The 24877-nt window shown below is 71.0% G+C and carries 21 protein-coding genes and 1 riboswitch; of the genes, 12 read left to right on the top strand and 9 right to left on the bottom strand.

Features of this window, described 5'->3' with window-relative positions; all coding sequences use genetic code 11:
• Positions 1–115 precede the first annotated feature (115 nt).
• From ACFY2X_RS36475 to ACFY2X_RS36455, 5 genes are all read left to right on the top strand, one after another.
• A complete protein-coding gene (locus ACFY2X_RS36475; RefSeq protein WP_389947632.1) occupies positions 116–1000 on the top strand; it encodes a DUF2877 domain-containing protein in 885 nt (294 codons plus the stop codon).
• A complete protein-coding gene (locus ACFY2X_RS36470; protein ID WP_389947631.1) occupies positions 997–2463 on the top strand; it encodes an FdrA family protein in 1467 nt (488 codons plus the stop codon). The genes ACFY2X_RS36475 and ACFY2X_RS36470 overlap by 4 nt, the downstream gene beginning before the upstream one ends.
• A gap of 70 nt (positions 2464–2533) precedes the next feature.
• Positions 2534–3925 carry a DUF1116 domain-containing protein gene (locus ACFY2X_RS36465; protein WP_389947630.1) on the top strand — a complete coding sequence of 464 codons (1392 nt, stop codon included), beginning with the start codon at positions 2534–2536 and terminating at the stop codon, positions 3923–3925.
• Between the two features lie 234 nt (positions 3926–4159).
• A complete protein-coding gene (locus tag ACFY2X_RS36460) occupies positions 4160–6241 on the top strand; it encodes a protein kinase (RefSeq protein WP_389947629.1) in 2082 nt (693 codons plus the stop codon).
• A 136-nt stretch (positions 6242–6377) separates the two neighbouring features.
• On the top strand, positions 6378–7565 hold the full coding sequence (locus ACFY2X_RS36455) for an MFS transporter (RefSeq protein WP_389947628.1): 1188 nt from the start codon (positions 6378–6380) through the stop codon (positions 7563–7565).
• A gap of 31 nt (positions 7566–7596) precedes the next feature.
• Here ACFY2X_RS36455 and ACFY2X_RS36450 read toward each other — a convergent pair whose 3' ends face one another.
• Together ACFY2X_RS36450 and ACFY2X_RS36445 are read right to left on the bottom strand one after the other, a co-directional pair.
• Positions 7597–9192 (bottom strand): bifunctional 3'-5' exonuclease/DNA polymerase, encoded by a 1596-nt coding sequence (locus ACFY2X_RS36450; RefSeq protein WP_389947627.1) that lies wholly within the window; start codon positions 9190–9192, stop codon positions 7597–7599.
• 35 nt (positions 9193–9227) lie between these two features.
• The gene (locus tag ACFY2X_RS36445; RefSeq protein ID WP_389947626.1) at positions 9228–10736 is read right to left on the bottom strand and encodes a metallophosphoesterase family protein; all 1509 of its coding nucleotides are present in this window, start codon (positions 10734–10736) and stop codon (positions 9228–9230) included.
• A gap of 117 nt (positions 10737–10853) precedes the next feature.
• Here ACFY2X_RS36445 and tnpA point away from each other — a divergent pair, with 117 nt between their 5' ends.
• Positions 10854–11252 (top strand): IS200/IS605 family transposase, encoded by a 399-nt coding sequence (tnpA, locus tag ACFY2X_RS36440; protein ID WP_389947625.1) that lies wholly within the window; start codon positions 10854–10856, stop codon positions 11250–11252.
• A complete protein-coding gene (locus tag ACFY2X_RS36435) occupies positions 11253–12446 on the top strand; it encodes an RNA-guided endonuclease InsQ/TnpB family protein (RefSeq protein WP_389947624.1) in 1194 nt (397 codons plus the stop codon). It abuts the gene before it with no gap.
• Positions 12447–12653: 207 nt separating this feature from the next.
• On the opposite strand, the gene ACFY2X_RS36430 is transcribed toward ACFY2X_RS36435, so the two are convergent.
• Together ACFY2X_RS36430 and ACFY2X_RS36425 are read right to left on the bottom strand one after the other, a co-directional pair.
• Positions 12654–14282 carry a protein kinase gene (locus ACFY2X_RS36430; RefSeq protein ID WP_389947623.1) on the bottom strand — a complete coding sequence of 543 codons (1629 nt, stop codon included), beginning with the start codon at positions 14280–14282 and terminating at the stop codon, positions 12654–12656.
• Between the two features lie 153 nt (positions 14283–14435).
• The gene (locus ACFY2X_RS36425) at positions 14436–16010 is read right to left on the bottom strand and encodes an FAD-binding oxidoreductase (RefSeq protein ID WP_389947673.1); all 1575 of its coding nucleotides are present in this window, start codon (positions 16008–16010) and stop codon (positions 14436–14438) included.
• A 46-nt stretch (positions 16011–16056) separates the two neighbouring features.
• Between ACFY2X_RS36425 and ACFY2X_RS36420 the strand changes: the two genes are divergently transcribed.
• From ACFY2X_RS36420 to ACFY2X_RS36405, 4 genes are all read left to right on the top strand, one after another.
• Positions 16057–16623, top strand: a complete 567-nt coding sequence (locus ACFY2X_RS36420) for a TetR/AcrR family transcriptional regulator (RefSeq protein WP_389947622.1) — start codon at positions 16057–16059, stop codon at positions 16621–16623.
• On the top strand, positions 16620–18116 hold the full coding sequence (locus ACFY2X_RS36415; protein WP_389947621.1) for a glycerol-3-phosphate dehydrogenase/oxidase: 1497 nt from the start codon (positions 16620–16622) through the stop codon (positions 18114–18116). Before ACFY2X_RS36420 ends, ACFY2X_RS36415 begins: the two co-directional genes overlap by 4 nt.
• A 200-nt stretch (positions 18117–18316) precedes the next feature.
• Positions 18317–19231 carry a sucrase ferredoxin gene (locus ACFY2X_RS36410; RefSeq protein ID WP_389947620.1) on the top strand — a complete coding sequence of 305 codons (915 nt, stop codon included), beginning with the start codon at positions 18317–18319 and terminating at the stop codon, positions 19229–19231.
• A 104-nt stretch (positions 19232–19335) separates the two neighbouring features.
• The gene (locus ACFY2X_RS36405) at positions 19336–19650 is read left to right on the top strand and encodes a WhiB family transcriptional regulator (protein WP_389947619.1); all 315 of its coding nucleotides are present in this window, start codon (positions 19336–19338) and stop codon (positions 19648–19650) included.
• Between the two features lie 137 nt (positions 19651–19787).
• Here ACFY2X_RS36405 and ACFY2X_RS36400 read toward each other — a convergent pair whose 3' ends face one another.
• Positions 19788–20033 (bottom strand): hypothetical protein, encoded by a 246-nt coding sequence (locus tag ACFY2X_RS36400; protein ID WP_389947618.1) that lies wholly within the window; start codon positions 20031–20033, stop codon positions 19788–19790.
• Positions 20034–20057: 24 nt separating this feature from the next.
• Here ACFY2X_RS36400 and ACFY2X_RS36395 point away from each other — a divergent pair, with 24 nt between their 5' ends.
• Positions 20058–20237: a hypothetical protein gene (locus ACFY2X_RS36395; RefSeq protein WP_389947617.1), complete on the top strand. Its 180-nt coding sequence runs from the start codon at positions 20058–20060 to the stop codon at positions 20235–20237.
• Positions 20238–20645: 408 nt separating this feature from the next.
• On the opposite strand, the gene rsgA is transcribed toward ACFY2X_RS36395, so the two are convergent.
• The 4 genes from rsgA to ACFY2X_RS36375 all read right to left on the bottom strand — a co-directional run bounded on the left by rsgA (position 20646) and on the right by ACFY2X_RS36375 (position 24855).
• Positions 20646–21764 (bottom strand): ribosome small subunit-dependent GTPase A, encoded by a 1119-nt coding sequence (rsgA, locus tag ACFY2X_RS36390; protein WP_389947616.1) that lies wholly within the window; start codon positions 21762–21764, stop codon positions 20646–20648.
• Between the two features lie 266 nt (positions 21765–22030).
• Complete coding sequence (gene glyA, locus ACFY2X_RS36385) at positions 22031–23287, bottom strand: serine hydroxymethyltransferase (protein ID WP_389947615.1); 1257 nt, start codon at positions 23285–23287, stop codon at positions 22031–22033.
• A 34-nt stretch (positions 23288–23321) separates the two neighbouring features.
• A riboswitch (ZMP/ZTP riboswitch) is annotated at positions 23322–23404 on the bottom strand.
• Between the two features lie 8 nt (positions 23405–23412).
• A complete protein-coding gene (locus ACFY2X_RS36380) occupies positions 23413–24378 on the bottom strand; it encodes a YihY/virulence factor BrkB family protein (RefSeq protein ID WP_389947614.1) in 966 nt (321 codons plus the stop codon).
• Between the two features lie 78 nt (positions 24379–24456).
• On the bottom strand, positions 24457–24855 hold the full coding sequence (locus ACFY2X_RS36375) for a YccF domain-containing protein (RefSeq protein ID WP_389947613.1): 399 nt from the start codon (positions 24853–24855) through the stop codon (positions 24457–24459).
• Positions 24856–24877 lie beyond the last annotated feature (22 nt).

Here is a 24877-nt window from a genome sequence, read left to right as displayed (position 1 = left end):
ACCGTCGGCTCAGTGGATGGGGGAAATCCGTGAGCGAGCACGGCACTTTCAGCAGCATTTTCAGCAGCACTGTCAACAGCACCGCCACCGAGACGGGGCCGGCGAGGGATGCCTCATGACCGTTGGAACGCGCCCGAGGGCTCAGCGAGCCCACACGCGGGCGGAGACGACCGGCGCGGCCAGCGCCGCCCTGCGCCCGGTGTTGGAGTCGCCCCGGCGTCCCGCGCGGGTGCTGGCGGCCTTCCCCGCCGGGGTCTATCTGGAGGTCCGCACGGAGCTGGAACCGCACGTGATCGCGGTGGTGACCGGGGAGGCCACCCGGCTGCCCAACTCGATGGTGGTCACCGACCCGATACCGCAGGTCACCGTGGGAGACGACGCGTACGTCGGTGACGGCTCGATCAAGATCGGGCGGCTCAGCCTGCGGGCGCACCGCTGGTGGGACCCCGCCCCGCCGCTCGGCCGGGTGGACCCGGTACGGCTGGCGCGCTCGCTGCCCACGATGGCCGAGCTGTGCGACCGGTCGCCCAGGCGTCCCGGCCTGGAGGGCAACGCCGCCGCCGATCTGCTGGCCGAGGGGTGCGCCGAGGCCTCGCTGCTGCGGGGTGTCACCGCCGCCGAACAGCTCGTCGGGCTGGGCCCCGGCCTCACCCCCAGCGGTGACGACATGCTCGCCGGGCTGCTGGTGGCGCTGCGTCACCTGGGCACGGCGTCCGGGGCCGGCAGGGCCGTGTGGCTGGCCGACTGGCTGGCCGCCGCGGTCACCTTCGACGCCCGGAGCAGGACCACTCCCATCTCGGCGACGTTGCTGCACTGCGCCGCCCGGGGTGAGGCCAGCGGTGAGGTGCTGGCCGTACTGCGGGGCCTGACCGGCAGGCAGCCACTGGAGCCCGCGCTGGGCCGGCTGCTCCAGCTCGGCCACACCTCGGGGGCCGACCTGGCCTGGGGGTTGCGCATCGGCCTCGCCTCGGTCATCAACCTGGAGGGAAAGGGCAATTGAGCAGTGATCTGGTCCGGGTACGGACAGGGGTGTACCACGACTCGGTGAGCCTGATGCGGGTCAGCCAGGCCATCACCAGACTCCCCGGAGTCGAGGTCGCGGTGGTGGCGATGGCCACCGAACTCAACCGCGACATAGCCGTCGAGCTGGGCTTCGACCTTCCCGAGGCCGGTCCGGCCGACCTGCTGATCGCACTGCGGAGCAGCGGCCAGGACGTGCTGGAGGGCGCCGCCGCCGAGCTGGACCGGCTGCTGACCGGCCTTGCCAGCCGGACGACGGGCGGGGTCGCCGCCGAGCACCCGCCGCGTACCGTCCGCACCGCCGCCCGTGACGCGGTCCACTCCGGCGCCGCCACGCTGGCCCTGGTCTCCGTGCCGGGGCCGCACGCGTTCGCCGAGGCGATGGACGCGATCGAGGCCGGCCTGTCCGTGATGATCTTCAGTGACAACGTGCCGATCGAGCAGGAGGTGCTGCTCAAAAGGCGCGCCGAGGAGCGGGACGTGCTGGTCATGGGGCCCGACTGCGGCACGGCCGTGATCGGCGGGGCGGGCCTCGGCTTCGCCAACGTGCTGCGGCCGGGCCCGGTCGGCGTGGTGGCCGCCTCCGGGACCGGTGCGCAGCAGGTCACCTGCCTGCTGGACCTCGCCGGCGTGGGGGTCAGCCACGTGCTGGGGGTGGGCGGCAGGGACCTGTCGGAGGAGGTGGGCGGGCTGTCCACGCTCCGCGCCCTCGAGGCGCTCGACGCCGATCCGGCGACCGAGCTGATCGTCCTGATCTCCAAACCCCCGGCCCCCGAGGTGGCGCGGGCCGTACAGGAGGTCGTCGCGAAGCTCGCCACCCCGGTGGTGACCGCGCTGCTCGGCCCCGGCCAGGACGACCTGACCGCCGCCACCGAGGCCGCCCTGCGCGCGCTCGGGGTGGCGGTTCCCGCCTGGCGCTCCTGGCCCGCGCCCCTCCCGGAGCGGGACCGGCGGGACGAGCGGGACGAGCGGGAAACGGCTGGTGCGGGCGAGGCGTCCGCTCCGGGGGGAGGACCGCGCGCGAGGAGGCTGCGCGGCATCTACTCGGGAGGAACGCTGTGCGTGGAGGCTCGGCTGATCGCCGGGACCGGGGAGTTCACCGACTTCGGCGATGACGCCTACACGCGCGGCAGGGCCCACCCGATGATCGACCCCGCGCTCCGGCTGGAGGCCCTGGCCGAGGTGCCGCCCGGCGACGTCGCCCTGCTCGACGTGGTCCTCGGGCACGGCGCCGACCCCGACCCCTCGGTACGGCTCGCCCCCGGCGTCGCCGCGGCCGTGGCCCGGGGTGTCCCGGTGGTCGTCGCGCTGATCGGCTCCGAGGGCGACCCGCAGGGGCTGGACGCACAAGCAGAGGCCCTGCGAACGGCGGGGGCCGCGGTCTTCACCTCCAACGCCCAGGCCGCCCGGTATGCCGCCGGCCTGCTCGCGGACGCCCGATGACCCGCCGCAGACCATCCGGAACCGGCGATCGCCCGGCCGGAAGCCGCCGTCCTTCGCTCAGGAGTAATCGATGACGTTGCCCATGCTCTCCGCGGAGCCCCAGGTGATCACCGTCGGGACCGAGTTGCTCGGCGAGGCGCTGGACGCACAGGCCGTGCCCCGGACGGGGGTGGACTGGCGCCCGCCGATGCCCGGCACCGCCGACGACCTGGCCCGGGTGCTGGCCGACCCGCGCAGGGTCCGCGCCAACGAGACGGCCGTGGGCCGCCTGATGTCCGCCCGGCCCCAGCTCGTCGCCGTACGGCCGGCGCACGAGGTGCTCGACCTGCCCAGGGGCACGTTCCTGCACGCCGGGCCGCCGATCGACTGGGAACGGGCGTCGGGCCCGATGCGCGGCGCGCTCATCGGGGCGATGCTGCTGGAGGGACTGGCCTCCGACGCCGAGGAGGCCGGGAAGCGGCTCGCCGCCGGGCAGGCCCGCCTGGAGCCCTGCCACCACCACCGCACGGTGGGGCCGATGGCGGGCGTGGTCAGCCCGTCGATGTGGATGTTCGAGGTGCGCGACGCCGAGCACGGCGGCACCGCCTACTGCTCGCTCAACGAGGGCCTGGGCAAGGTGCTGCGGTACGGCGCCTACGGTCCGGAGGTGCTGGAGCGGCTGAACTGGATGGGCGAGGTGCTCGGTCCCGTGCTGCGGGACACTCTTGCGGCCTGCGGCCCGCTGGACCTCAAATCGATGATCGCGCAGGCCCTGCAGATGGGTGACGAGCTGCACAACCGCAACCGCGCCGCCACCTCGCTGCTGGTGCGGGAACTCGCCCCGGGAATCGTGGACGCCGCGCCGGGGCACGCGGCCGAGGTGCTGCGCTTCGTCAACGGCAACGACCACTTCTTCCTGAACGCCGGCATGGCGGCGTGCAAGGTCAGCACGGACGCGGCGAGGAACATCCCCGGCTCCACCATGATCGTGGCGATGGCCCGCAACGGCACGGACTTCGGCGTCCAGGTCTCCGGGCTGGGCGAGCGCTGGTTCACCGGCCCGGCGGGCGTCCCGGACGGTCTCTATCTCGGCGCGTACGGCCCGGCGGACGCCAACCCCGACATCGGCGACTCCACGATCACCGAGACGGCCGGCCTGGGCGGCTTCGCGATGGCCGCCGCCCCGGCGATCGTGAGGTTCGTCGGCGGCGACGTGTCGGACGCGATGGCGGCCACCCGCTCCATGTACGAGATCACCCTCGCCGAGCACTCCGCCTACCAGGTTCCCGGCCTCGACTTCCGGGGCACGCCGGTCGGCATCGACGTCACGCTCGTCGCCAGGACGGGTCTGCTGCCCACCGTGAACACCGGTATCGCGGGCCGGATCGCGGGCACGGGGCAGGTCGGTGCGGGTCTGGTGAGCCCGCCCGCATCGGCTTTCACCGCCGCCCTGGCCGCGCTGGCCGAAGCGGCGGGATCGTGAAGGTGAATCGGGTAAGTGATCATTTTCGCTAAACACGATCAGGCGCGGTGAACGCGGCGGCCTGCCGCATCTTCCGACGTCAGCCCCCCGGCGTCGGCCCGATCACGCGAAGATCATCGTCTCTTGACAAATGCCGCATCGCACTTTCTCGTGCGCCAACTTCCAATACCTAATGCAATCCCGATATCGTGTCCAACCTTAGAAATAGGGTTAGCTGTGGGGGGACGGGGTACGATGACGGATCGCTTTCTCGGCGAGGCCCCCACCGGGCCGGAGGGCGACCACATCACCGGAGTCACACCACAGGGACAGGGCAGGCTGATAGGCAGGCGCTACCGCCTGATGTCGCCGGTCGGCCGCGGCGGCATGGGGATGGTGTGGCACGCCCACGACGTCCTGCTCGACCGGGACGTCGCGGTCAAGGAGCTGATCCTCCCCTACGGCCTGGATCACGCGGGCAAGCAGGTGGCCCACCGGCGCATGATGCGCGAGGCCCGTTCGGCGGCACGGCTCAGCCACCCCGGGATCGTCACCGTCCATGACGTCGTCGAGGAGGACGACCGCCCCTGGATCGTGATGGAGCTGGTCCGCTCCTGGTCCCTTGAGCAGGCCGTACGGCAGAGCGGGCCGCTGCCCGTGGCCCAGGCCGCCGAGATCGGCGTCCGGGTGCTGGACGCGCTCCGCCACGCCCACTCCTCCGGGATCATGCACCGTGACGTCAAGCCCGGCAACGTGCTGCTCACCTCCGACCGGGTGGTGCTCACCGACTTCGGCATCGCCGCGATAGAGGGCGACGTCACGATCACCCACACCGGCCTGCTGATGGGCTCTCCCGCCTACATCCCGCCGGAGCGGCTGTCCGGCCAGCCGATCACGCAGGCCGCCGACCTGTGGTCCTTCGGCGCCACGCTGTACGCGGCGGTCGAGGGCCGCCCGCCGTACGAGGGCCCCGACGCGGTGGCCGTGCTCGGCGCGATCCTCACCCAGGAGCCCACCCGCCCGCAGCGTGCCGGGGCGCTGATCGCCGTCATCGAGGGTCTGCTCCGCAAGAACCCCGCCGACCGGATGACCGCCGCCCAGGTGTCCGACCTGCTGGACCGGGTGCTGCGCAGCCACGGCTCCAGCACCCCGAACCGGAGGCCCGCCGCGCAGGTCCCTGCGCCGATGCCGGTCCCGGGCAACTTCATGCCGATGGACCTGATGCCACCGCTGGAGGCACCGTCCGGCCCGATGCCCTCGCGGATCATCGAGACCCCTTCCGGCCCGGTACGGGTGCCCTACGATCCGCTGGCCGGCACCTCGGGCGGTTACGCGGTGCCCCGCGACGCGCTGTCCACCCCCTCGGGCTCGCACCGCACGGACCTGCTGTCCGTGCCGGGGCGGTCTCCCGCCCCCGCCGACTCCCTCACCGGCCTGTCCGGCGGGCACCAGCGCGGCTACGACGCGCTGCGCAGCCCCTCCGCCGACCTCGGACGCGCTCCGGCGGATCCGCCGGCCGACCCCCCTGCGGAGGCCTTCGCCCCCCTGAACGACTCCCCCGGTGAGCTCCCCCCGGCCGCCGCGTCCGCGCTGTGGCCCCTCCCCACCCCGGCTCGCCGCGACGCGGCGCCGGATTCCCAGTCGGTGACGGCGCCCAGCCGCGCTGGGGGCCGTGGGGGCCGTAGGAGCTCACGCCGCCGGGCCGGAGGCGACAGCGCCTGGATCCGCGACGGCCGTCCCACGTCGCGCCTTCTGCTGGCCGGCGGGGCCGGAGTGCTGGCGGTGGTGGCCGTCGTGCTGTTCGTCCTGATGTCCGGCGGCTCCGACGACCCGGTGCCCCCCGGCCCGTCCCCGGCGATCTCCACACCGGCCGATCCGGCGACGCCGTTCCAGTCGCGCGGCGAGGTCCCGGACGGGTTCAGGACGCTAAGCGGGGGCAGCGTGTCCGGCGCCCTGCCCAAGGGCTGGACGGTGAAGACCGAGGACGGCGGCGCCGTCACCTTCTCCGGCCCGAAGAGCAGCGGGCGGAGCATCGTCGTCACGGAGGTCCCGGTCGCCGACCCGGTGACCGCGCTCAGGCGGGCCAGCAAGAAGGGCCTGGACGAGTACACCGAGGTCGGCGTCAAGGCCGTGCCGTACGGCACGTGGAAGGCCGCCGACTGGGAATACACCTACGTCCAGCCCGAGAGCGTCGTTCCCATGCACGGCCTGACCCGCTACGTCGCCGTCGACGACCGGACCGCCTACCAGATCACGTTCTCGGTGCGGGATCTGGAGTGGGAGAAGAGCGCCGCGACGCTGCAGGCCTTCTTCGACACCTTCAGGCCGGTCGACTGACCCGTTGACGGCAGGCGGTCGCGGGCTGCGTCAGGAGTGATGGCAAACTTCACTCGTGACTATAAACCCCACAAATCAAGACATTTCCTACAAAGATGGGGCACAAATCGCCGCCATACAGCGGCGAACGCTCACCGTGCTTTCCACCGCGCAGATCACCGGTGGGGTCGGTGTCGCCGTGGGGTTCGCTCTCAGCTCGCTGGTGGTCGCCCGGATCTCCGGCTCCGACTCCCTCAGCGGGCTCGCCGGGACCTCGACCGTGCTCGGCGCAGCGCTTCTGGCGCTGCCCGCCGCCAAGCTCTCGGACAGGAGGGGACGGCGGGCCGGGCTGGCTCTGACCTACGTGGGCGCCCTGCTCGGCTGCCTGATCGCGGTGATCGCCATCGCCGTCAGCTCCTGGCCGCTCCTGCTCGTCGGGCTGGTGCTGTTCGGCGGCGCGAGCGCGGGCAACCTGGCCTCCCGCTACGCCGCGACCGACCTGTCGGCCACCGGGCACTCGGCCCGGCACCTGTCGTGGGTGGTGTGGGCCGCCACGATCGGCTCGGTCGCCGGCCCGAACCTCGCCGCACCCGCCGACCGCCTCGGCCGCCAGTTCGGCCTGGCCCCGGACACCGGCCCCTTCGTGCTCGCCCTGCTGGCCTTCGCCACCGCGCTGGGCGTCATCGTGATCGCCCTGCGCCCCGACCCGCTGCTCCTGGCCCGCTCGATCGCCCCCGCATCGCCCGCCCCCATCACGAAGGCCAGAGGCACCCTGCGCACCGCGTGGCAGGCCCTGCGCGAGACGCCGGTCGCGTTGCGGGCACTCACCGCGATCGCGGTCAGCCACACGGCCATGGTGTCGATCATGTCCATGACACCGATCCACCTCAACCACGGCGGTGCGACCTACACGATCATCGGCATCGTGATCAGCCTGCACATCGCGGGCATGTACGTCCTCTCGCCGGTGGTCGGCTGGCTGGCCGACCGGATCGGCCGGGTCCAGGTGCTGGTGCTCGGCATGGGCCTGCTGCTGGCCTCCGCCGTTCTCGCCGGCGGAGCCGGGCCCCACGACGTCGGGCGGGTGACGGCCGGGCTGATCCTGCTCGGCATCGGCTGGTCCTGCGGGCTGATCTCCGGCTCCGCGATGCTCAGCGAGGCCGTGCCGCTGGAGCGCCGCCCCGCCGTACAGGGTCTGTCGGACCTGCTGATGAACGTCTGCGGCGCGGCCGGCACGGTGATCGCCGGCGTGATCGTGGGCACCCTGTCCTACGGCGTGCTCGGCACGGTCGTGGCGGTCATGGTGACGGTCACCGGCGCGTGGCTGGCGCTGAGACGCGCGTGAGCACCCGCCCGGTGCCGGGCGGGTCAGAGGCTCATTTGGCGTCGGCGTAACACCGCACCGCGACGGCCTGCATCGGGAAGCGCACCGGAGTCGGCCCGAACAGCAGCCGGGTCGCCTCCTCCGCGGCCCGGCCGACCGCCGCGGCGACCTCACCGGCCAGCCCGGCGGGGCAGTGCACCATCACCTCGTCGTGCTGGAAGAACACCAGCCTGGCCGGGTCGGGTAGCAGCCCGCGCAGCATCGCCATGAGCACGAGCGCCCACTCCGCGGCGGTCGCCTGGACCACGAAGTTGCGGGTGAACCGGCCCCGGTCGCGCGCGGCCCGCTTTCCGTCGGGACCCAGGACCAGCTCCCGCCAGCGGTCCGAGGGGGGCGGGCAGGTGCGGCCGAGCCAGGAGCGGACCAGCTTGCCCTCCTCCCCCGACCGGGCGGCGTCCTCCACGAACTGGTAGGCCTTGGGAAAGCGCTGCCTCATCACGGCCAGCAGCTTGGGCGCGTCTCCGCTGGTCCCGCCGTACATCGCCGACAGCATGGCGATCTTGGCGTGGTCACGCTCGCCACCGAACGCCTGGGCCAGCGCCTGGTAGAGGTCGACCTGCCCGGCCGCTCTGGCCAGCCCGCTGTCTCCGGCCATCGCGGCCAGCACCCGGGGTTCGAGCTGGGCGGCGTCGGCGACGACCAGCGTCCAGCCCTCGTCGGCCACCACGACCTTGCGCATCACCTTGGGGATCTGGAGCGCGCCACCGCCGCTGGTGGCCCACCGGCCCGACACCACGCCGCCCACCACGTATTCGGGCCGGAAACGGTGGTCTCGGACCCACTGGTCGGCCCAGACCCAGCCGTGGAAGCTGTAGATCCTGGCCATCTCTTTGTAGGCCAGCAGGGGCGCCACACCCGGGTGGTCCACCTGCTTGATCTCGTGGGCCCGGGTGGAGGCGACGGGCACGCCCGCCGACTTGAACGCCTTGACGATCTGCTGCGGGGAGTCGGGGTTGAACGGCGTGCCGAAGGCCGCCGCCACCTGGTCGGCCAGGGCCTGCAGCTTGGCCGGCCGCATGCCGTGCACCGGGCGGGGGCCGAGCAGACCGGTCAGCAGCTCGTCGTGCACGTCCTCCCTCCAGGGCATGCCCTCATGGCTCATCTCCCCGGCGATCAGCGCCCCGGCCGACTCGGCGGCGACCAGCAGCCGGAAGCGATGCGGATCGGCGACGGCCTCGATCCGCCTGAGCTGGTCGGCGTGGACCTCGGCGACCAGGTCGACATCGGGCGGGGGCGGCTCCTCCTCGAACAGCGTGGCCTGCCGGGCCTGCGGCTCGTGGTGGTCCTGCGGCACCGGCAGGCCGTGCAGCCGGGCGTGGGCGGCCTGGGCCGATCGGGGCTCGCCGTGGCGTCCCTCGTAGCCGAGAAGCAGGCCTTCGGTCAGCGCCAGGTCGTGGCAGCGCGCCAGCCGCACGCCGGCGCCGAGCAGCGCGGGGTAGACCTCACGGGTGTCGGCCCAGACCCAGCGCGGGCGCCCGGCCTCCAGCTCCCGCACGGCCCCTGCCAGGTCTCCGACGACCCTGGCCTCCTGCCCGTCGGGACGCAGAACACCTCCCCCGCCGGGACCGGCCGCGACTGCCACGTTCATACGTCCAGCCTGCCATGCTGAACCGACATTTCCGATCAGGTGAGCGGAATCTCGACCTCGTCTTCGAGTGGAGGTTCGATCTCCTGAGGCAGGCAGCCGGTGGCGGCGAAGCAGCGGATCTTCAGGGACCGGGGCGTCACGGAGATGTGCAGAAAGCTCTTGAAGAACGGCGGGGTGTCCCAGTCCGACAGCTCCGACAGATAGCGGTGGAAGGTCTTGCTCACGGGCAGCCGGAACGGCATCGGCCAGCCGCCGAGGATCCTCGCCGCCCACCTCATCCGCCGCGTGATGGGAACGGGCGGGACGTCCCGGACCGGGGTGTTGCCGATCTGCCTGGACATCAGGGTCGCGCTCTCCGCGGGGGTGAGGTAGAGCCAGCGCATGCGCAGCCGCCGGCTGTAGAGCCTGCTGTAGAACGACAGCGAGTCGCCACGGAGCGGATAGCACCGGTAGTCGTCCTCGTGGACGCCTCCGACCGTGACCCTGGGGATGGTGTGGGTGGCGTGCATGAAGGCCCCGGAGCCGCCCGCCACGATGTACTGGATCGTCCGGTCACCGGCCTTGACCGGGAAGCGCTGGTAGTTGTGCACGTCGCCGCCTATCGCCGCGACGTAGTTGTGCGCCGGATCGGCGACGATGTCGTCGATCGTGCCGCCCCCTTCGAGCTTGGACGGCTTGTACTCGTTGCGGGTGTATATGGGCTTGCCCGTGATCAGCACCTTGGGCCGGGGGTCCCGCGAGACCTCGCGCAGCCACCGCGCCTGTTCCCGGTCCAGCATGCTGTGGATCCCGGTGTCCACGCCCACGATGAGCAGCCCGGGTGTCTCCATCGCCCAGTACGGCCCGGGCTGCACGGCCCGCTGGCCGGGCAGTGCCCGGCGCTCGCGCGCCCTGGCCAGCCCGGCCTCGTCGATCTTCTCGGGCTTGCGCCAGAGCAGCCCGCGCAGCCCGGAGGGCGACAGCCCGCCCCCCTCGCGCCGGGTCTCCAGGGCGGGGGCGTCGCAGAAGACGCGCATGAAGCCGCCGAGCCCGTCGTACCAGTCGTGATTGCCCGGAACCGCGTAGATCGGCGCGCGGTAGTCCTGGTAGGGGCGGAAGAACTTGTTCTCGTACTCGTTCCCGGACCCGGTGGGGTAGATCACATCGCTCGCGATGACCGCGAAGGCCGTGTCCTCCCCGATCTTGAGCATGCCGGGGATCACGGCGTACTGCGAGGCGTCGCCCTCGCCCGTGTCACCGAGGACGAGGAAGGAGAACTCCGGCCCGACGTCCATCGGGATCCGGAGGGAGGGGTCGACGCCCCGGTCCCGCTGGGACCGCACCCAGCGCGCCCGCACCTGGCCCGAGGGATCGCCGAACAGGCCCGAGAGGATCTCGTTCCTCGATCTCCAGACCGTGCCCGGGCGAAGCCACGAGAAGGTCTCCTGGTCGGGCCGCAGATCCTTGAAGGTGCCGATCTGAACGCAGTCCCAGCCCGCGCCCTCCTCCGAGACCCGTGAGGAGACCTCACGCCCGCGTTCCGCCGCCCGCCCGACATCGACCATGACCGTATTTTGGCGTTGATCTGAGTTCTTGGGCGCAGACCCCCGGATTCAGCCGTGGGGTTATCCCATCCTCTCGGTTCTCGATCATTAGCTAGCCCCTAGCTGTATATTGTGGTTGTGGCCGTAACCCTGCGGTCGAACAGCAACGTTGTCTTCCAGTGCGCGTTCCACGTCGTGTGGTGCCCGAAGTACCGAAGGCGCGTGCTGGGCGGCCGGATCGAAGAACGCTTGAAAGGCCTCATCCGTGAGGTGGTGAACGAGAAGGGCGCGTGGCTGGTGGAGATGGAAGTCATGCCCGACCACGTACACCTGCTGGTTGAAGTCGACCCGCAGTACGGAGTTCACCGCCTGGTGAAGGCGATCAAGGGCCGTTCTTCCCGCGTGCTGCGCGAGGAGTTCCCGCACCTGAAGTCCCAGCTCCCGACGTTGTGGACGAATTCCTACTTCGTGGCCACGGTTGGCGGCGCGCCGCTTGCCGCAGTCAAGCGGTACGTTGAGCAGCAGAAGGGACGCTGAATGCTGACCGGCCGCCGCTACCTGCTGGCGTTCACGCCCGAGCAGGAGGAGTTCGCCGAACTCATCGGCGACGCCTGCCGGATGGTGTGGAACACCGGCTTAGAGCAGCGGCGCGCCTACCGGCAGTGCGGCACATGCATCGGCTACGTGGAGCAGGCCCGGCAGATGGCCGACGCCAAGAAGGACTTCCCGTGGCTGGCTGAAGCCCCCTCGCACACGCTCCAGCAAACGCTCCGCGACCTGGAGAGGGCCTGCACGACGCATGGCACGTTCAAGGTCCGCTGGCGGTCCAAGCGCAAGACTCGGCCGTCGTTCCGCTTCCCCGACCCCAAGCACATCGCCATGGAGCGCGTTTCGCGCCGGTGGGGCCGGGTGAGACTGCCGAAGCTGGGCTGGGTCCGCTTCCGCTGGACGCGACCGCTCGGCGGCCAGATGCGTAACGCGACGGTGCTGAAGGACGGCGGACGCTGGTATGTGTCGTTCTGTGTTGAGGACGGCCTCGCCGATTCGGTGCCGAACGGCAAGCCCCCTGTGGGGGTAGACCGTGGTGTTGCCGTCGCCGTGGCCACCTCCGACGGGTGGATGCGCGACCGCGAGTTCGTCACCCCTGGTGAGGCGGCCCGGCTGAAGCGGCTTCAACACAAGCTCGCCCGGCAGCGCAAGGGCTCCAACCGGCGCGCCGCCACCAGGGCGAGGATCGGCGGGCTGAACGCCCGCATCCGCAACCGGCGCACGGACTTCCTGGCGTGGACCGCGAACCGGCTCACCCTTAACCACGGCCTGGTCGTGGTTGAGGATCTACAGGTCCGCAACATGACCACCTCCGCCAAGGGCACGGTCGACGTGCCCGGAACCAACGTGCGGGCCAAGGCCGGACTGAACCGGGCGATCCTCGCCAAGGGCTGGGGCGGCCTCATGTTCAGCCTGGAGCATAAGGCTCGTTACAACGGCTCCCGTATCGTGCGGGTGCCTGCCGGGTACACCTCGCAGCGCTGTTCGGCGTGCGGGCTGGTGGACGCGAAGTCCCGCGAGAGTCAAGCGGTCTTCGCCTGCACCTCCTGCGCTTATGCCTGCAACGCCGACGTGAACGCCGCGAAGAACATCCTCGCCGCCGGGCTGGCGGTGACAGGGCGTGGAGACCTCGCCGCTGGGCGGTCTGCGAAGCGCCAACCACCCGAGACGGAGGTCGCGTGAACGCGCCTCAGCCACGGAAATCTCCCGGCTTCAGCCGTGGGGAGGAAGTCAACTTACCGAGTCGCACCCGTTCCCGGGGATGCGTCAGGCTCGGTGGCCGGCCGTTGCCCACGGTCTGGTGGGATCAACGGCCCTGAGCAGCGCCGGCCCCGCCGGGCCGGGGGAATCTCACGCCCGGCAGTGCCTGAAATCAGTGCTTGAAAGCGGTCAGAAACGGCCCAGCCGGAAGTCGTCGAAGTGCGCCGTGGTGGATTTCCCGCCGCCCGGGGTCTGGCGCGCCATGAGACCCACCGCGCCCGCCTTGAGCGGCGACTCGTCGTCGGCCGTCGTGGCGACCTGCTCGCCGTTCACCCAGAACGTCAGCAGGACCCGTCGCGGCTCCTGCAGGCAGACCGCGTGCAGCGTGGCGAGCTTGTCGGCGCGGTACCCGGGGATCCGCTCGGCGAGCGTCAGGTCGCGCACGTCGCCCTTGACCCTTTTGGCGATCGAGGCGCGCCCGTCCCGGCGGATACGGAACTCGTAGCCGTCGTCGGCGCCCTCGCCGAGGCGGCCGTGGCAGTAAAGACCCGCCTGGCCGTCCGGTTCGCCATCCGGCATGCGCATCTTGACGCTCAGCAAGGTGGCCTTCGGCGGAAGGATGTTGATCGGCGCGCTCGCGAAGTGCTCGGTGTTGTCACTGCGAGTGGTGAGGCTGTAGTAGCCCTGATACGGGCCGTAGGAATAGCCGTCCTGCGGCCAGCCCCCACCCTGGGAGAAATTGTCGGCGAAGACCAGCTCGGCCTCACCGGGAGGGCTGTCGTCGAGCCAGAGGTACGCTCCCCCCGCGGCCAGGGCCAGGGCCAGGACCGCTCCACCGACGGCGAGCCACCTGGACCGCGGCTTGCGGGCCGGTGCGCGGCGGCGGCCTCCCGAAGGTGCCTTCGGCCTGCGCCCGCCGGAGCGCTCTCCCGCGGGCGGGGCGGGATCGGGCCGTCCTGGCGCCGGTGCCGCGTCCAGGAGGGTCAGCCGGAGGGTTCCCGCGATCTTCTCGTTGTCCACGTCGCGCCGCCCGACCAGGTGGTCCAGGAGCTGCTGGGCCGTCGGCCGCCGGGCGGGGTCCTTGTGCAGCGCCGCCTCGACGGCCTCGCGCAGGCCGGGGTCGAGGCCGTCGAGCGCGGGGGGCTCGTGCGCGACCTTGTAGAGCACCTCGGTGAGCGTCTTGCCGCCGAACGGGGCGCGGCCGGTGGCGGCGAACGCCACCACGCAACCCCACGAGAAGACGTCGAACGCCTGGGTCACCGGCTCGCCGCGGAGCGCCTCGGGGGCCATGTAGTCGGGGGTGCCGACGACCCGGCCGGTGGCGGTCCGTTCGAAGAGGGTGTCGAGCGCGCGGGCGATGCCGAAGTCGATGACCCGCGGACCGAGCGGGGACAGCAGCACGTTGGCGGGCTTGAGGTCGCGGTGGATGACCCCGGCGCCGTGGATCGCGGTGAGGGCGGTGGCCACCCCGACGGCCAGTGCCTCCAGGTTCGAGCCCGCCAGCGGGGCCGCCTCGGCCAGCGTGGGGCCGGGGACGAACTCGGTGACCACGTAGAGGGGGTCGCCGTCCAGGTTGGCGTCCAGCACGGGCGCCGTGCAGAACCGGCGCACGCGCTCGGCGGCCATCACCTCGTCTCGGAACCGTCCGGCGAAGATCGGGTCACCGGCGAGTTCCGCGTTGATCACTTTGACCGCGACCCGCGCCCCCGCGGGGTCCTCGGCCAGGTAGACGGTGCCCATCCCGCCCCGGCCCAGTCTCTCGACGACCCGGTAGGGCCCTAACGACGCCGGATGGCTGATGGAATCCTGCTGCTTCATGCCCCCGTGCCCTCTTCGCTCCCGCAAGGTTTGATCATCGTAGCGGGAGACGCCCGGGAGCAGAGCGTGATCGCACGAGCCCGCCGGAAGACGGCATGAGCGGCCCGGACGCCGCGGGAGACCACCCGCGGCGAGCGGGCCGCCACGTGGAATCTAGTCCTGGGTCACCAGCACGCCGGGGTTGAGGATGCCCTCCGGGTCGAGCCGGTCCTTGACCCCGCGCAGGATCTCCACGCCCAGCTCGCCGATCTCCTCGGCGTAGGCCTCCCTGTGGTCGCGGCCGACGCCGTGGTGGTGGGAGATCGTGCCCCCGGCCGTGATGATCGCCTCGTTGACCGACCGCTTGGCCGCATCCCACTGCGCGAGAGGGTCGGCGGTCTGGGCCGTGACGACCGTGAAGTAGAGCGAGGCGCCGGTGCCGTACACGTGGGAGATGTGGCACATCACCAGCGGTGAGCCGAGGGAGGCGTGCAGCGAGAGCCGTACGGCGTCGTAGAGCCGGGGAAGGTCGGACCAGAACCCCGCCGTCTCCAGCGTCTCCACGGTGGCTCCCTCGGCCAGCAGGGAGTCGCGCAGGTAGGGCGCGGAGTAGCGCCCGTGTGCCCAGGACTCGCCGGGGCCGGCGCCGAGGTGGACGCCGCCGAGCCCGGACAGCACGGCGGAGGCGCGCTCCCGCTGGAGCCCCACCTCCTCCGCGGTGCCCTCGTAGCCCGCGATCACCAGGCAGCCCGCGTCGGCCGCCAGGCCGCCGAGCTCGCCCGGCTTGGCCAGGCCGATCATCGTCTCGGTCTCGTCGGACAGGCGCAGCACGGTGGGCAGCGGGCCGTCCTGGGCGAGCCTGCGCAGCGCGGCCGAGCCCGCCGCGAACGACCCGAACCGCCAGCCCTCGTAGACCCGCTCGGCGGGGGCCCGCCGTACGCGGAGTCTCAGAGAGGTGATCACCCCGAATGCGCCCTCGGAGCCGAGGATCACCTGGCGCAGGTCGGGGCCCGCCGCGGACTTGGGCGCGCGGCCGAGGTCGAGGGTGCCCCGCGGGGTGGCCACGGTCAGGCCGACGACCATGTCGTCGAAGCGGCCGTATCCCGCCGAGGCCTGCCCGCTGGACCGGGCCGCGGCGAAGCCGCCCAGTGTGGCGTATTCGAACGACTGGGGGAAGTGACCCAGGGTGAGCCCGTGTGCGGCGAGGAGTTGCTCGGCCTGCGGCGCGCGCAGACCCGGCTCCATCTCGACCACCATCGACTCGGCGTCCACCGAGATCAGCCGGTTCAGCCGGGCCAGGTCCAGCGCGACGACGCCGGCGAAGCCCTGCCGGGCGGCCACCAGGCCGCCGACGACCGAGGTGCCTCCGCCGAAGGGGACCACCGCGACGCGGTGCTCGGCGCAGATCCGCAGCAGGTCCAGCACCTCGGCGTGAGAACCCGGCAGCACCACGGCGTCGGGGGCGTCGGAGCCGTCTCCCAGGCGCATGCGCAGCAGGTCGGGAGTGGACTTGCCCCGGGTGTGGCGGATGCGGGCCTCGTCGTCGAGACGCACGTGGCCGGCGCCGACGACATCGCTCAGCTCGGCGAGGACGGACGGCGGGAGCGCCACGGCGGGCAGCCTCACCTCGTCGAAGCTCACGGCCGGGGTCTCCGGCGAGCGCACGCCCAGCATGTCCTGCAGCAGCCGGCGGATCGGTTCGGGCAGCTCGGAGGCTTTGGCGGGATCGCCCCACCCTGACCAGAGCATGGGTTCAGCGAGATTCGTCGGAGTTTCCACGTCTACACTGTGACATATGGCGTCTATTCGTCACAATACGGCTATGGACAACAGCGACCCGGTCCTCGACGCCGCCCGCGAGATGGTGCTCGCGGTCGGAGTGAGAAAGACCACGCTCACCGACGTGGCACGGCGAGCGGGGGTGTCCCGGATGACGATCTACCGCCGCTGGCCTGACGTGCGCAGCCTGGTCGCCGACCTGATGACCCGAGAGTGGGTGCTCGTCGCGGACCGGTTCGCCACCGAGGATCCGGTCACCGCGGCCGTCGCGGTGGTGCGGGCGCTGCGCGACCATCCGCTCTGGCGCAAGATCGTCGAAGTCGATCCCGAGCTGCTCCTGCCGTACCTGCTCGAGCGCAGGGGCTCCAGCCACGAGGTCATGCTCGCGCTCGTCGAGTCGGCGATCGCACGAGGCCAGGACCTGGGCACCGTACGGCCCGGCGACCCCGCGGCCCTGGCCAGGGCCGTGCTCCTGACCGCCCAGTCGTTCCTGCTGTCCGGCCCGACCATGCTCGTCCCCCTCACACAGGACGACCTGGACGGCGAACTCACCACACTCCTGGAGAGGTACCTGCAACCTTGAACTCCTCCCTCAACGCCGCCCGCCGCTCGCGCGAGCTCGCCGAGGTCCGCGATCTCGTGGTGGACGTCCTGGTGGTCGGGCTGGGCGCCACCGGCGCCGGAGCGGCGCTCGACGCCGCCTCCCGGGGTCTGTCCGTGGCCGCGATCGACGCCCACGACCTGGCGTTCGGCACCTCCCGATGGAGCTCCAAGATGATCCACGGCGGGCTCCGCTACCTGGCCAAGGGCCAGATCGGGGTGGCGCACGAGAGCGCGGTGGAGCGCGGCATCCTGCTCAGCCACACCGCCCCGCACCTGGTCAGGGCCGCGCCGTACCTGCTGCCGCTGACCCCGGAGGTCTCCAGGGCCCAGGCGGCGACGGTGATGACCGGCTACCGGCTCGGCGACGGGCTGCGGATGGCGGCGGGCACGCCCCGCCGGGTGCTCCCCGGCCCCTCACGGATCTCGGCCCGGCGGGCGCTCGGCCTCGCCGCCCCCCTGAGCCGGGACGGCCTGCGCGGGGCCCTGCTCTCCTGGGACGGGCAGCTGGTCGACGACGCCCGGCTGGTGGTCGCCCTGGCCAGGACGGCCGCCTCGCACGGCGCCAGGATCCTCACCCGCTGCCGCGCGCTGGAGCTGACCGGGGACGGGGCCCAGGTCCGCGACGAGCTCGGCGGGGACACCTTCACGATCCGGGCCAGGGCCGTGATCAACGCCGCCGGGGTGTGGGCGGCCCAGCTCGACCCGGCCATCTCGTTGCGCCCCTCACGCGGCACCCACCTGGTGCTCCGGCCGGAGACCCTTCCCGGGCTCAGGGCGGGGCTGCACGTGCCGATCCCGGGCGAGAGCAACAGGTTCGTCCTGGTGCTCCCCCAGGCCGACGGCCGGATCTACGTCGGGCTCACCGACGAGCCCGTGGAGGGGCCGGTCCCCGACGTCCCGCAGGCGCCGGAGGAGGACGTGACGTTCCTGCTCGGCGTGCTCAACTCGGTCCTGGACGTGACGGTCAGGCGGGAGGAGGTGGCCGGGACCTACGCCGGGCTGCGCCCGCTGCTCGGCGGCGAGGGCCGCACCGCCGATCTGTCCAGGAAGCACGCGTTGCTGGCCTCCCCGGACAAGGTCGTCACGATCGTGGGCGGCAAGCTGACCACCTACCGGCGGATGGCCCAGGACGCGGTCGACCTCGCCGTGCGGCTGCGGGGGCTGGACGCGGGCGGGAGCCGTACGGCGCGGCTGCCCCTGGTCGGGTTCACCCGGGGGAACGCCGAGGCGCCGGGGCGGCTGGTGAGGCGCTACGGGAGCGAGGCACCGGCCGTGCGGGCGCTGACGGCGGAGGATCCCTCGCTGGCCGAGCCTCTGCCGACCGGAGTCACCGGCGCCGAGCTGGTCTGGGCGGTCAGGCACGAGGGCGCGCTGGACGTCGGCGACCTGCTGGACCGCCGGACGCGGATCGGCCTGGTGCCCGAGGACCGGGCGGCGGCTCTCACAATGGCACGGACCGCGCTGACCTGTTGACACCTTGACTCTTGACATCGGGACGCCCGTAAAACCCCGCTGACAGGCCGATCTGCCTATTGACATCGGCCTGTCAGCGGGTTTATGGCTTTACCCGCCCCCGGTCTCCGCCGCCCCCGCACCACACCCTGTGAAGCATTAGGTTAGTCTTACCTAAGTCACAAGAGGGGGAGTGCGTGTCCACGGGAGGCCTTGCGGCTATGGCGGTCAAGGGTTGCGAGCACCCCCTGGGGTGCCACACGGGCGGCCTGCCGACTTTCGCCAGCGCGACCGTGGGCGCCCGGTTCTGGCTGCTCATCGAGCATTCCGGGCCGTGGGCCTCCCACCTGGAAGACTGCAACCTCCCCCAGGAGGTGCACACCCTTATCAAACGGGCCACGAGCCTCGGAATCCGGCCCCAGCTCATCCGCCGTCCGGGGCGGCGAAACCCCGCGGGAACCGGCATTCACGTCATGGTCGCCGACTCCACCGCTGCCGAGCCGTGGCTCGCCGAGGGCGTCATCGCAGGTCCAGACGATCTTGACATGGACGCCTTGATGGCCGGAGTGGTCCCGGAGTCCTGCATACTTGTGAGTGAGCCGGTTTTTCTGGTCTGCACGCATGCCAAGCGCAACGCGTGCTGCGCCCGCATTGGACTACCCCTCGCTCGTTCCCTGGCAGAAGTTTTGCCGGACAGAGTATGGGAAACATCACATGTTGGCGGCGATCGATACGCCGCCAACCTCGTGTGCTTGCCACACGGGCTTTACTACGGCAGCATGTCTCAGGCTGCTGCGATCGCGGCAGCGAATGCGTACCGGTCCGGCGAGGTCATCCTCGACCGTTTCCGGGGACGCGCGGGCATCCCTGAGCCATTGCAAGCCGCTGAGCATTTCGTCCGTGCCCACACGGGTGAACTCTCGGTTGGCGGAGTGGCCGTGGAGTCCTCCAGGTCGGACGGCGACACCACCGAGGCGATCGTGCGCGGTAGTGAAGCTCGTTTTCGGGTAGTGGTTGAACCCATGACGCTCACAACGCCATGTGGTACGGCTTGCGCCGACACGATCACTACCTATCGGCTGGTCGCACTGGACAGGCTCGTGCCTGTGCGGTACGCCACGCCCGCTCTGACCTGATCCGAGGGAACATCACGGCCAATCCAGGCGTTGGACACAGGGACGTCGTAAACGTCCAATGCGGCATCAACCCGAATTACCTCTCACTAAAAGGTGGTTTTCTCATGTCTCAGGTACGTCGGCAGACCGCCCGGCCTCGGCCCAGCTGGGGATGGCAGGACGACGCCGCGTGCCGGGGCGAGGACCTCGTGCTCTTCTTCGGCCCTGACGGCGAGCGTCAGCCCGAGCGCGACATTCGCGAGCGTAAGGCCAAGGCCATCTGCGGCCAGTGCCCCGTCCGCTCCGAGTGTCTCGACTACGCGCTGTCCCGCCCCGAGAAGTACGGCACGTGGGGCGGTCTGAACGAGGACGAGCGCGCCTCCGAGCGTCGCCGTCGCATGCGCCGCGCCGCCAGCGCCGGTATCAGCGCCGTCGCCTGAGCAGTACCTCCACCCGGCTCTCCCCTCGCGTGTGATCTCGCTGTTTCCCCCTGCGAGATCACACGTCGTCGCAGCGCGGTCCGGGAGTCCCGCACGATGTGCGCCACGCCCCAGCCGCGCCGATCATCCGCGGGCGATCAGCCTTGCGGGGGAATCCCCGGAGTGCCCCGTCGGCCGCGCGACGGCAGCGGCTTCACCTGGGACGCCGAGCAGTTCGGGCAGGTCTGGTCCACCCACGGCGGTGTGGTGACCAAACCCTTCCTGCGCCACATGACCGGGCGCCCGTCGTCCGCGTGACAGGCCTCATAGAGGTCTTCCCAGACATACAGGCAGCGCAGGCACTGGAACTCCCAGTCCTCGGCGACGGCATGAATCTCTCGCATGTGCTCTCTCCTCGCATGGGTGCTGTGCTGATCCGGACGGCGAACCGCCGGATCTATATGCGAGAGACACTCAGCAAGATCAGCCGATCGGGTCCTGTCGCCGGCACGACCGGCGAGATCCCGGAATTCCCCTTCCGATTGGGTTGCCCGCTCGCGGGCGGGTTCGTCACGACGACGGCGGGCACCTCGGGCCTGTCGGCCTGAACACGCGGTTCACGCCTGTCCCCGATGTCACGGGGTGCGGGTACGGCGGGCGACTCGTCGAGGGGATGCGCATCGCCCGCGACGGCCTCGACGACGGGTCCGCCGACCAGGCCCGGAACGCCCGAGTCCCACCCCAGGCAGAGCCCGAGACAGACGAGGATCGCGATCCACGACGCCGCCCAGCGGCGCCGGGGCAACCCGCATCCGCGCGAACCGGCGATCACATTCGAAAGATTGCCTACGCAGAGTAGCTAAAACACTACTCACAGCAATATTCACCGGACCGCCGAGCACGCAACCCTCGCTGAACAGGTGAAACGAAAAGCCCCATGGCGGACCGGCGCGGACGCGCACCCGCTCCACGCGGGAGCGGGTGCGCGTCCCGGCGCGCACGGGCGTCACGGGCGGTTACGGACGGTTACGGCCCGGCTTCCGCATCTCCTTGTGGATGACCTTCCACTTGTTCTGCAGCTCCTTGCGGAGCCGCGCGTCGGTTCTGGACGCCATCCAGGTGGCCTCGCGCTGGAGTTTGTTCCAGCTCTCCAGCCGCCGCTCGGGAAGCGTGCCGTCCTCGATCGCGGCGATCACCGCGCAACCGGGCTCGCTGTCGTGGCCGCAGTCGGCGAACCGGCATCGCATGGCGAGGTCCTCGATGTCGGAGAAGACCATGTCCACGCCCTCCCCCATGTCGTACAGGCCGACGCGGCGGATGCCGGGGGTGTCGATGACGAGGCCGCCGCCCTTGAGCGGGATGAGCTCGCGGTGCACCGTGGTGTGGCGGCCCCGGCCGTCATTGGCCCTGACCTGCTGCGTCTCCATCACCGTCTCCCCCGCCAGAGCGTTGACCAGCGTGGATTTGCCCGCACCCGAGGCGCCGAGCACCACGGCGGTGCGCGTGCCCTCCAGGTAGCCGCGCACGATGTCGACGCCCTCGCCGGTGACGGAGCAGATCGCGTGCACGTCCACCCCCGGCGCCGCCGTGGCGACCTCCCCCATCAGGAAGTCGAGACCCTCGCCGATGAGGTCGGACTTGGTGATGAGCACCACCGGCGTGCCCCCGCTCTCCCAGGCCAGCGCGAGCAGCCGCTCGATCCGGCCCAGGTCGGCGGTGTCGGTGGAGTGCAGAGCCGGCTCGGCGACGAACACGACGTCGACGTTGGCGGCGAGAACCTGTCCCTGGGAGTCTCCGGAGAGGCCGCCCCGGGAAAGCCTGCCGACGCCGCCGCGCACGAACGCGGTGCGGCGGGGCAGGAGCGTTTCCAGCTCGAAGCGGCCCTCGGGCAGCCTCCGGAGCGCGGCCCAGTCCCCGACGCAGGGCAGGGCGACGGGATCGGTGGCGGCGGCCCGCCGTACCTGGGCGCTGTAGTGGGCCTGGACGTGACCGTCGGCGGACAGCACCTCGGCGGCACCGCGATCGACGCGGGCCACCCGGGCGGGGATCAGACCGGCGGGAAGCTCGGCGGCGAGAGAGTCGTTCCAGCCGAGCGAGAACAGAACAGAAGAAGCAGAGCCGATTGGCGAAGACAACGTGGGTACACCCTTTTCGAAGGCCGGGTGCCCCGTTGGAAGTCGGTCAGACGGGCACCCGGAGGTTGATGGACGGCAGGTTCGTCAGAACAACCCGCATAGATCCTCACCTCCACAGTTCGGGGTCGCTTGTCTTCGCGACCGGCGTCGTGGGAAAAACTCTAGCGCAGCCCCGCCCACCCCACGCAAACCCATTTATCCGTGTCCCGGCCGCAGTCGCGCGAAGGGCCCCGGAACCTCGCGTCCCGGGGCCCTCGCGGATCAGCTCACAGACCCGGGGCCGGGAAGTGCGAGGTCAGCTCCCTGACCTCGCCGTGAACCCGGGTGATGACGTGCTTGACCTCGTCCTCGTCCTTGGCCAGGGCGGTGACGACCTGGTCGATCCAGGCGCCGATCTGGCGCATCTCGGCCACGCCCATGCCCCGGCTGGTCACACCGGCCGTGCCGATGCGGATGCCGGACGGGTCGAACGGCTTGCGCGTGTCGAACGGCACGGTGTTGTAGTTGGTCTCCAGACCGGCCTTGTCCAGGGCCTGGGCGGCGGGCTTGCCGCCGATGCCCTTGGGGGTCAGGTCGAGCAGGATGAGGTGGTTGTCGGTGCCGCCGGAGACCAGGTCGAACCCGCGGCTGCTGAGCTCCTCGGCCAGCGCCTTGGCGTTCATGACCACCTGGCGGGCGTAGTCCTTGAAGCCGTCGGTCGCCGCTTCCTTCAGCGCCACCGCGATGGCCGCGGTGGTGTGGTTGTGCGGACCGCCCTGCAGACCCGGGAAGACGGCCTTGTTGAGCGCCGTGGCGTGCTCGTCGGAGGTGGCCATGAGCATGGCGCCACGGGGGCCGCGCAGGGTCTTGTGGGTGGTGGTGGAGATGACGTCCGCGTGGCCGACCGGCGACGGGTGGGCGCCACCGGCCACCAGACCGGCGATGTGGGCGATGTCGGCGGCGAGCACGGCGCCGACCTCGCGGGCGATCTCGGCGAAGGCCGGGAAGTCGATCGTGCGCGGGATCGCGGTGCCACCGCAGAAGATCAGCTTGGGCCGCTCGCGGAGAGCCAGCTCACGGACCTCGTCCATGTCGATGCGGCCGGTGTCCTGGCGGACGCCGTACCGGACCGGGTTGAACCACTTGCCGGTGGCCGAGACCGACCAGCCGTGGGTGAGGTGGCCGCCGAACGGCAGGCCCATTCCCATCACGGTCTCGCCCGGGTTCAGGAAGGCCATGTAGATGGCCAGGTTCGCGGGCGAGCCCGAGTAGGGCTGGACGTTGGCGTGGTTCACGCCGAACAGGGACTTGGCCCGATCGATCGCGAGGGTCTCGATCTGGTCGATGACCTGCTGACCCTCGTAGTAGCGCTTGCCGGGATAGCCCTCGGAGTATTTGTTGGTGAGAACGGTGCCGGTGGCTTCGAGAACGGCCTTCGAGACGTAGTTCTCCGACGCGATCAGTTTGACGGTGTCGGACTGACGGCGCTCTTCGGCCTTGATGAGCTCGGCGATCTGCGGATCGACGTTAGAAAGAGAACTCATGGCGCCTTCACTCCCCTGTCATCGTGGACATCGCGCGCGAGACCCAGGCGCACGGCCTTGCGCTATTACGCTCCCCGGTGGTCTCTCCCACCCAATGCGCCAGTCGCGCTTTAGACGATAGCGGACTAGGCGGCCCGGCTGACGCGGCCCGCGCCGTCCGCAGGCCAGAGCCGGTCCACTTCGGCGTTGAGCGTGGCTCCGATAAGCACGGCCAGCGCGGTGATGTAGAGCCACAGGAGCACCGCGATCGGGGCGGCGAGAGAGCCGTAAATGGAGACCGGGGAGAACCACGCGGCGAGCACCGAGCGCAGCACGGCGGCGCAGGCGATCCAGATGACGAACGCGAGCACGGCCCCGGGCAGCTCCCGCCACCAGCGGGTCCGCACCGGCACGCTCACGTGGTACAGCAGGGTGAGGAAGACCACCGAGCCGACGACGACCACCGGCCAGTAGAGGAGGTCCACCAGCACGGCGTAGTCGGGCGGCAGGGCGTCGCGCAGCGCCACGGGCCCGAGGACCAGGACCGGCATGACGAGCAGCCCGATCAGCAGGCCCGCGAGGTAGAGGCCGAAGGACATCAGGCGGGTGCGGATGATGCCGCGCTCCTCGCCGAGCCCGTAGGCGACCGAGATCAGGTCGACGTAGACGAACAGCGCCCGCGAGCCCGACCAGAGCGCCAGCAGGAATCCCAGCGAGATCAGCGAGACCTGGTTCTGCGGTTTCAGCACGTCCTCGACGAGCGGGGTGACGACGGTGTCCACGGCGTTGTCGGTGAACAGCAGGTGGGCCTGGTCGTCGATCCAGGCTCTGACGGTCTGCACCGTCTCGGGACCGAACACGGGGGTGAGCAGGCCGAGCACTCCGACCAGGCCGAGCATGAACGGCGGCAGTGACAGCAGCGCGAAGAAGGCGGCCTCACCGGCCAGGCCGGTGACGCGGTAGGTGACGCCCGCGTTCGTCGTGGCGCTGATCAGCGCCCAGACGTCCGTCCCGCGCACCCAGGACAGCCCGGCGCGCAGCCTGGCCCCGCGCCCGCGTGGTGAGCGCTTCTTGGGCCCTGGCCGGTGCGCCGGGGCATCAGTGGACGTCATGGCACACAACGGTATTCCTACCCGCGCTTGATCACGAGTCCGGTCGGCAACGATCGAATCTCGTGTCCGTTACCCGGGCTACCTGCGATAAAACGCCACCGGGTCGTCCACGTCGACGATCCGGGCGCCCAACGGCAGCAGGGAGACGGGAATCAGCTTGATGTTCGCGATCCCCAGCGGGATGCCGATGATCGACAGGAAGAGCGGAATCGAGGTCAGCAGGTGCCCGATCGCCAGCCAGATCCCGGCCACGACACACCAGATCACATTTCCCAGCGTGGACATGAGACCCGCGTCGGGGTCGCGCACCACGGTCCGCCCGAAAGGCCACAGCGCGTAGGCCGCGATCCGGAACGACGCGATGCCGAAGGGGATCGTGATGATCAGGATGCAGCAGATGACGCCCGCGACGACGTAGCCGAGAGCCAGCCAGATCCCCGCGAACACCAGCCATATGACATTCAAAAGAGTCCGCATGATCTGAGCATGTCAGAGCGGA

The organism is Streptosporangium sp. NPDC000396 (assembly GCF_042898655.1).
GTDB lineage: Bacteria > Actinomycetota > Actinomycetes > Streptosporangiales > Streptosporangiaceae > Streptosporangium.
This window is presented reverse-complemented; position numbering and strand designations above follow the sequence as displayed.

Coding starts and splice junctions, on each gene's coding strand:
- ACFY2X_RS36450 (WP_389947627.1), bottom strand. CDS start 9,192: ATGAACGTGGCAGTCGCGGCCGGTCCCGGCGGGGGAGGTGTTCTGCGT.
- ACFY2X_RS36375 (WP_389947613.1), bottom strand. CDS start 24,855: ATGCGGACTCTTTTGAATGTCATATGGCTGGTGTTCGCGGGGATCTGG.
- glyA (WP_389947615.1), bottom strand. CDS start 23,287: ATGAGTTCTCTTTCTAACGTCGATCCGCAGATCGCCGAGCTCATCAAG.
- ACFY2X_RS36465 (WP_389947630.1), top strand. CDS start 2,534: ATGACGTTGCCCATGCTCTCCGCGGAGCCCCAGGTGATCACCGTCGGG.
- ACFY2X_RS36460 (WP_389947629.1), top strand. CDS start 4,160: ATGACGGATCGCTTTCTCGGCGAGGCCCCCACCGGGCCGGAGGGCGAC.
- ACFY2X_RS36400 (WP_389947618.1), bottom strand. CDS start 20,033: ATGCGAGAGATTCATGCCGTCGCCGAGGACTGGGAGTTCCAGTGCCTG.
- ACFY2X_RS36445 (WP_389947626.1), bottom strand. CDS start 10,736: ATGGTCGATGTCGGGCGGGCGGCGGAACGCGGGCGTGAGGTCTCCTCA.
- ACFY2X_RS36405 (WP_389947619.1), top strand. CDS start 19,336: ATGTCTCAGGTACGTCGGCAGACCGCCCGGCCTCGGCCCAGCTGGGGA.
- ACFY2X_RS36425 (WP_389947673.1), bottom strand. CDS start 16,010: ATGCTCTGGTCAGGGTGGGGCGATCCCGCCAAAGCCTCCGAGCTGCCC.
- ACFY2X_RS36420 (WP_389947622.1), top strand. CDS start 16,057: ATGGCGTCTATTCGTCACAATACGGCTATGGACAACAGCGACCCGGTC.
- ACFY2X_RS36475 (WP_389947632.1), top strand. CDS start 116: ATGACCGTTGGAACGCGCCCGAGGGCTCAGCGAGCCCACACGCGGGCG.
- ACFY2X_RS36380 (WP_389947614.1), bottom strand. CDS start 24,378: ATGACGTCCACTGATGCCCCGGCGCACCGGCCAGGGCCCAAGAAGCGC.
- ACFY2X_RS36410 (WP_389947620.1), top strand. CDS start 18,317: ATGGCGGTCAAGGGTTGCGAGCACCCCCTGGGGTGCCACACGGGCGGC.
- ACFY2X_RS36435 (WP_389947624.1), top strand. CDS start 11,253: ATGCTGACCGGCCGCCGCTACCTGCTGGCGTTCACGCCCGAGCAGGAG.
- ACFY2X_RS36430 (WP_389947623.1), bottom strand. CDS start 14,282: ATGAAGCAGCAGGATTCCATCAGCCATCCGGCGTCGTTAGGGCCCTAC.